The following is a 4242-nucleotide window of genomic DNA, read 5'->3' as shown; positions in this document are numbered from 1 at the left end:
CCGCCCCCGCCCGCCCCCCCCCCCCCCCCCCCAACCACACCCCCCGTTCTATTTTACACACCAACTTGGGGCACACCACACTAGCGCGCCTCAAAGGGCACGCGCGATAAGTGAGGTCTCGCACGGGGACAAGAGGTATGCGCGTCATGCCGAGAATTGGTCAACGAGGAAAACTCAGCCCTCCCGAGGCTAGTGCAAACAGAAGTTCGCTTTTCGCACTGCGTTGACCATCCAATAGTCGAAGGAGCATTCCCACGATGTCCGTTGGGCGCTAGCGATACTGCCACTGGACCCAAAGCCGACGGGGCAGCTCTGCACCAACGCTCGTCAATTCCTGTCCAATTGCTCGGACACTTGATGCGGGTCACGAGTTCTCCACGCGATGCCTGATTCGATTCAGTGTGCGCCAGCCCGATCGTCTGGCCGCGCCCCAAGGACCCTTAGGGGGCGGGCCCCTTCGCGTCGGGGTCTTGCCCCGCCACTACGCCGCTCGGCGCCTGGTACACCGACGGCGCCGTCTGCGGTGCCACGCTGATCTCGCCGCCCCGCTCACGCACCGCCGCGATCACCTGAGCCGTTTCGGGCCACGCCGCGTCCGCGATCTCGTTGTTGGTGACCGAGGCAAGGCGCAGGGAGGGCATCCCCGCGAGCGCGGTGATCGATGTGAGCCGGTTCGCGTCGGCGCGCAACCACCGCAGAGCGCGATGGCCTGTTAGCGGGTCGAGGGTGGCGAGATCGTTGCGCGCGATCAGCAGGCGCTCGAGGCCCATCAGGGGGATCAGCGGGTTGACGTTTTTGATGTCGTTGTCTGTGAGGTCCAGCCACTTCAGCGTTCGTGCCTGGCTCAGGGGCGCTAAGTCGACGATGGCGTTGTGGCGCAGGTTCAGGCGTTCTAGCGCGACCAGCGGTGCGAGAAACCTGATGTCGGTGATGTTCAGATCGAATAGTGCGAGATCCACGAGCGCCGTCAGTCCACTAACCGGTGCTAGTGATTGTATTGGGTTAGCGCCGAGCACAAGCACTTTCAGTTGCGGCAGCGTGCGCAGCGCCGAGACGTCGCGGAGGCTGTTGTCCGGCACCCAAACGGCGCGCAGGGTCGGCTTGTCCGCGAGAGGCTGCAAGGAGTCGAAGTCGCCACCGGTTAGGGTGATGCCGACGAGAGAAGACCAGCCGCTTACGGCGTCGATGTCTGCCAGCGGGGTATCGATAGCGTGGAAGACCCGAAGCTTGTGCAGGCCTTCCAGGCCGGTCAGCGATCGTACGGGGTTCGCGTCGAGCACCAACTGCTGCAGATCGGTCAACGCCGCCAGGGGCGCGAGGTCGTGGATGTGGTTGTTGCCGAGGCGGAGGTGCGTTAGGTGGGTGGCGTGCTCGAGTCCCGCCAACGTGCGCACGCCGGCGCCGGTGGCGTCGAGTTCGGTGAGGTCGGCCAGAGCCTCGACGGTCAAGGCGTCTGTCGCCAGCCCTAGCGTGCGTGCAGCGGCGGATGCCAAAGCGGGGTCTTGGAGGGGAGCCGGCGGCTCGCCGTGCGCGAGGCCGCTGCCGAGAACGAGGGTTGTCGCGACGGCTGAGAAGAGCAGTTGCGAAGGGCTAGGCATGGGTGGACTCCTACAAGCTGGATTGTACGCACGGATTTATCTTACAATGTAAGACTTATTGCAACGGTGGGGGCGAGAGGTAGCTCGTGAAGACCCTTGGTGAGTTCGAGATCCTCGTGCTGGCCGCCTTGGTACGCCTCGACGACGAGCAGGCCTATGGCGTCGCCATCCTGCGCGAGATCGGGTCCCGCTCCGGTCGCGCCGTGTCCCTGGGATCCCTCTACCCCACCCTCGCGCGCCTGGAGAAGAAGGGCTACGTGCACTCACGCATGGGCGAGGCCACGCCCGTGCGCGGCGGCCGTGCGAAGCGCTACTACGCGCTCACGGCAGCGGGTGCCCAGGTGCTGGAGGAGTCGCTGCGGGTGCTGAGCGCCATGGCCAGTGGCTTGCCTGGGTGGCAGGCACGTGAGGGCTCGGCGCCGTGAGTCGCCCGCCTGCGCTCGCCCGGTGGTTGGTCGAGCGGTTCGCGCCCACCTCTCGGCGAGAGGATTTGCTAGGCGACCTCGAAGAGTGCTTCCGCGCCCGCGCGGCGACGCAATCGATCCGAGCGCGGTGGCACTACTGGGGTGACGTCCTGCGCCTAGCGCCGTTTCTGGCGGCCTTGCGCATCGAGCAAGTGGGTGGCGTCAGGACCCTGGGGTGGCTGCTCCTGAGCGTGCCGGCGCTCCTGCTCTGGGAGATGGCGTTGGTGCGCTCGACCGCGTGGCCGATCACCGCGCAGTTACTCGCGTGGGGGGAGCTTCCCGGGCGCCTTACCTTTTTCTTCGTGTACGGCGCCATTACTGCGCTCGGCATCGTCGTGGTGCTGGGGGCAGCCCATCAGTTAGCCAAGGGGCGATCCCGCTCTCGCAGGTGGTGGTGGACGGTGGGGAGTGCGTTGTCGCTACCTTCGCTGTTCTACGCGGTGCATCCGCTGCCCCTCGACTCTGTCTGGATGCGCCTAGCCGTGCTGCTAGGCCTTTGGTGCGCCATCGCCCTCATCGCGCGGTCGCCCAACACGCCGCACCTACTCCGCCTCCCGCGAGACCGGTAATCCCAGCGTTTCCGACCAATCATTTAGCATCCGTTGCAAGGTCCCCTCGTCCGGCCCGTCCGGTGGGGCTGGCGCGGCAGCGTCTTCGGTTTCGCGGCCCGCCTCGATCATGCCTCCAAGACCTTCGCGCGCGGTCGCATTCGCATGGCGTGCGCCGTGCAGGTAGATGGTGCGGCCGGGGTTGCGATGGCGCAGCTCGACGACATCCAATTGCGTTGGAGCCCCACGGCCGCCGAGCGATGTGCCGCCCACACTCACCACGCGGTGCCGCAGGTCGCGGTAGGTGTTCAGGGGTTGGCGCCACTGGGTGGATCGCTCGCCGTGGCGATCGATCACGCGCACGTGGGTCTGACCGATCATCACCTGCCGCTCCCACCCCGTGCCGCCGCGCTTCTTTCTGCCGATGAGCTTGGGCACGGCCATGCTCAGCACCAGGTAGGCCACCAGGCTCAGGGCCATCATGCGTTGGGGATCCCAGCCGGCGCGGATGGTGAGGATGACGGCGATCGCGCTGCCGAGCAGGATCACGGCCATGATCATCAGCACCAGGCGCATCGAGTGGCGCTTGGCGCGGGCGCCGTAGGTGAAGGACCAGGGCAGCTCGCCGCCGAGCTTGGGGCGGATGCTGCCGATGAGGTTCACGGCGGGGGTTTGGGCGAGGAGGCGTTCGACGGGGCCGGTGTGCATCGGCGGGCTCGTGTGGTGGTGGTGGCGGCTTCCGCGGCGCGCAGGGGCGCGAACGATCTCCAGCTTACCCGCTGATCGCGTCTCCGAGTAGGTCAAGGAGAGGCTCAACGCCCGTGTCGTATCAAGTGGTAGCGACTGCCGATGCAACATTTCGCTGATGGTTCAGCGTTTGCCGATTTCTGCGCGATAGCCGTACGGTGCCGGTTGACTGCCCGAAGCGAGGCAGGCCTATGAGGATAATGGGCGTGGGCCAGCTGGTTCGAAGGATCGTTCTTCTATTCCCTCTGCGACTCGGCGTATGGGGGCTGTTCGAGGAGCCCGGCCATCTCTGATCTGGTTGTGTCGGGGTTGCTAGTCGGGTTCGGCATCCTGTTCCCCGGCGACGCTTACCTTGGGGACGGCACTAAGCGCGTGAGTGATTGGGTCGCCTAAATCGCCCGCTGTGATCGATCGAACTCTGGGCCGCTTTGGGAAGTTGTAGGAGGTCGGTGTTGCGACGACGGGGCGCTTGAGGGGCGCCGGTGTGGCGATCGAAGTCTCATACACTGCCTATTAAAGTGTCGCGAAAATGTCTAAGTGGCCGCGATGGACGGGTGCTACGGGCCCCCTCGTGGCAAGCCTGCAGGCAGTGGTGAAACTGGTTGGGCGTGATCGTAACGGAACAGAGCCGGTTTCGAGGTCGCGATGCGTGTTGACCCTGTTCGGAGCGGCGTGGTGAGCTTCTGCGGGTCTCGGCGGGATCTGTACAGACTTCGGCGGTGGCGCTATTCGTCCTGTCCTAACCTGTGCTAGTCGCGACCTGATCTGACAGTTATCGACCTCGATGGCCGTGCAGTTGTCAGATCAGTTCAGCGAACTGACTTTGCTCTCCCACAAGCCGCGACCATCCACCAGCGTCTGCATGGGCGTCCGTCCGCAACACAT

At 65.3% G+C, this 4242-nt stretch carries 4 protein-coding genes; 2 read left to right on the top strand and 2 right to left on the bottom strand.

Annotated elements, in window-relative coordinates:
* Nucleotides 1-440 precede the first annotated feature (440 nt).
* A complete protein-coding gene (locus tag AAGA68_27210; protein MEM9388760.1) occupies nucleotides 441-1598 on the bottom strand; it encodes a leucine-rich repeat domain-containing protein in 1158 nt (385 codons plus the stop codon).
* 86 nt (nucleotides 1599-1684) lie between these two features.
* Here AAGA68_27210 and AAGA68_27205 point away from each other — a divergent pair, with 86 nt between their 5' ends.
* Both AAGA68_27205 and AAGA68_27200 read left to right on the top strand, forming a co-directional pair.
* Nucleotides 1685-2023, top strand: coding sequence for a PadR family transcriptional regulator (locus AAGA68_27205; GenBank protein MEM9388759.1), 339 nt, complete (start codon nucleotides 1685-1687; stop codon nucleotides 2021-2023).
* Nucleotides 2020-2631, top strand: coding sequence for a permease prefix domain 2-containing transporter (locus tag AAGA68_27200; protein MEM9388758.1), 612 nt, complete (start codon nucleotides 2020-2022; stop codon nucleotides 2629-2631). The genes AAGA68_27205 and AAGA68_27200 overlap by 4 nt, the downstream gene beginning before the upstream one ends.
* Here the strand turns inward: AAGA68_27200 and AAGA68_27195 are convergent.
* Nucleotides 2605-3318, bottom strand: coding sequence for a hypothetical protein (locus AAGA68_27195; protein ID MEM9388757.1), 714 nt, complete (start codon nucleotides 3316-3318; stop codon nucleotides 2605-2607). The two genes, AAGA68_27200 and AAGA68_27195, sit on opposite strands and share 27 nt — an antisense overlap.
* Between the last annotated feature and the right edge of the window lie 924 nt (nucleotides 3319-4242).

The organism is Pseudomonadota bacterium, assembly GCA_039193195.1.
Lineage (GTDB): Bacteria > Pseudomonadota > Gammaproteobacteria > Steroidobacterales > JBCBZW01 > JBCBZW01.
This window is presented reverse-complemented; position numbering and strand designations above follow the sequence as displayed.

Bases quoted from the DNA above. Each gene is read 5' to 3' on its own strand.
- AAGA68_27210 (MEM9388760.1), bottom strand. From the start codon at position 1,598: ATGCCTAGCCCTTCGCAACTGCTCTTCTCAGCCGTCGCGACAACCCTC.
- AAGA68_27195 (MEM9388757.1), bottom strand. From the start codon at position 3,318: ATGCACACCGGCCCCGTCGAACGCCTCCTCGCCCAAACCCCCGCCGTG.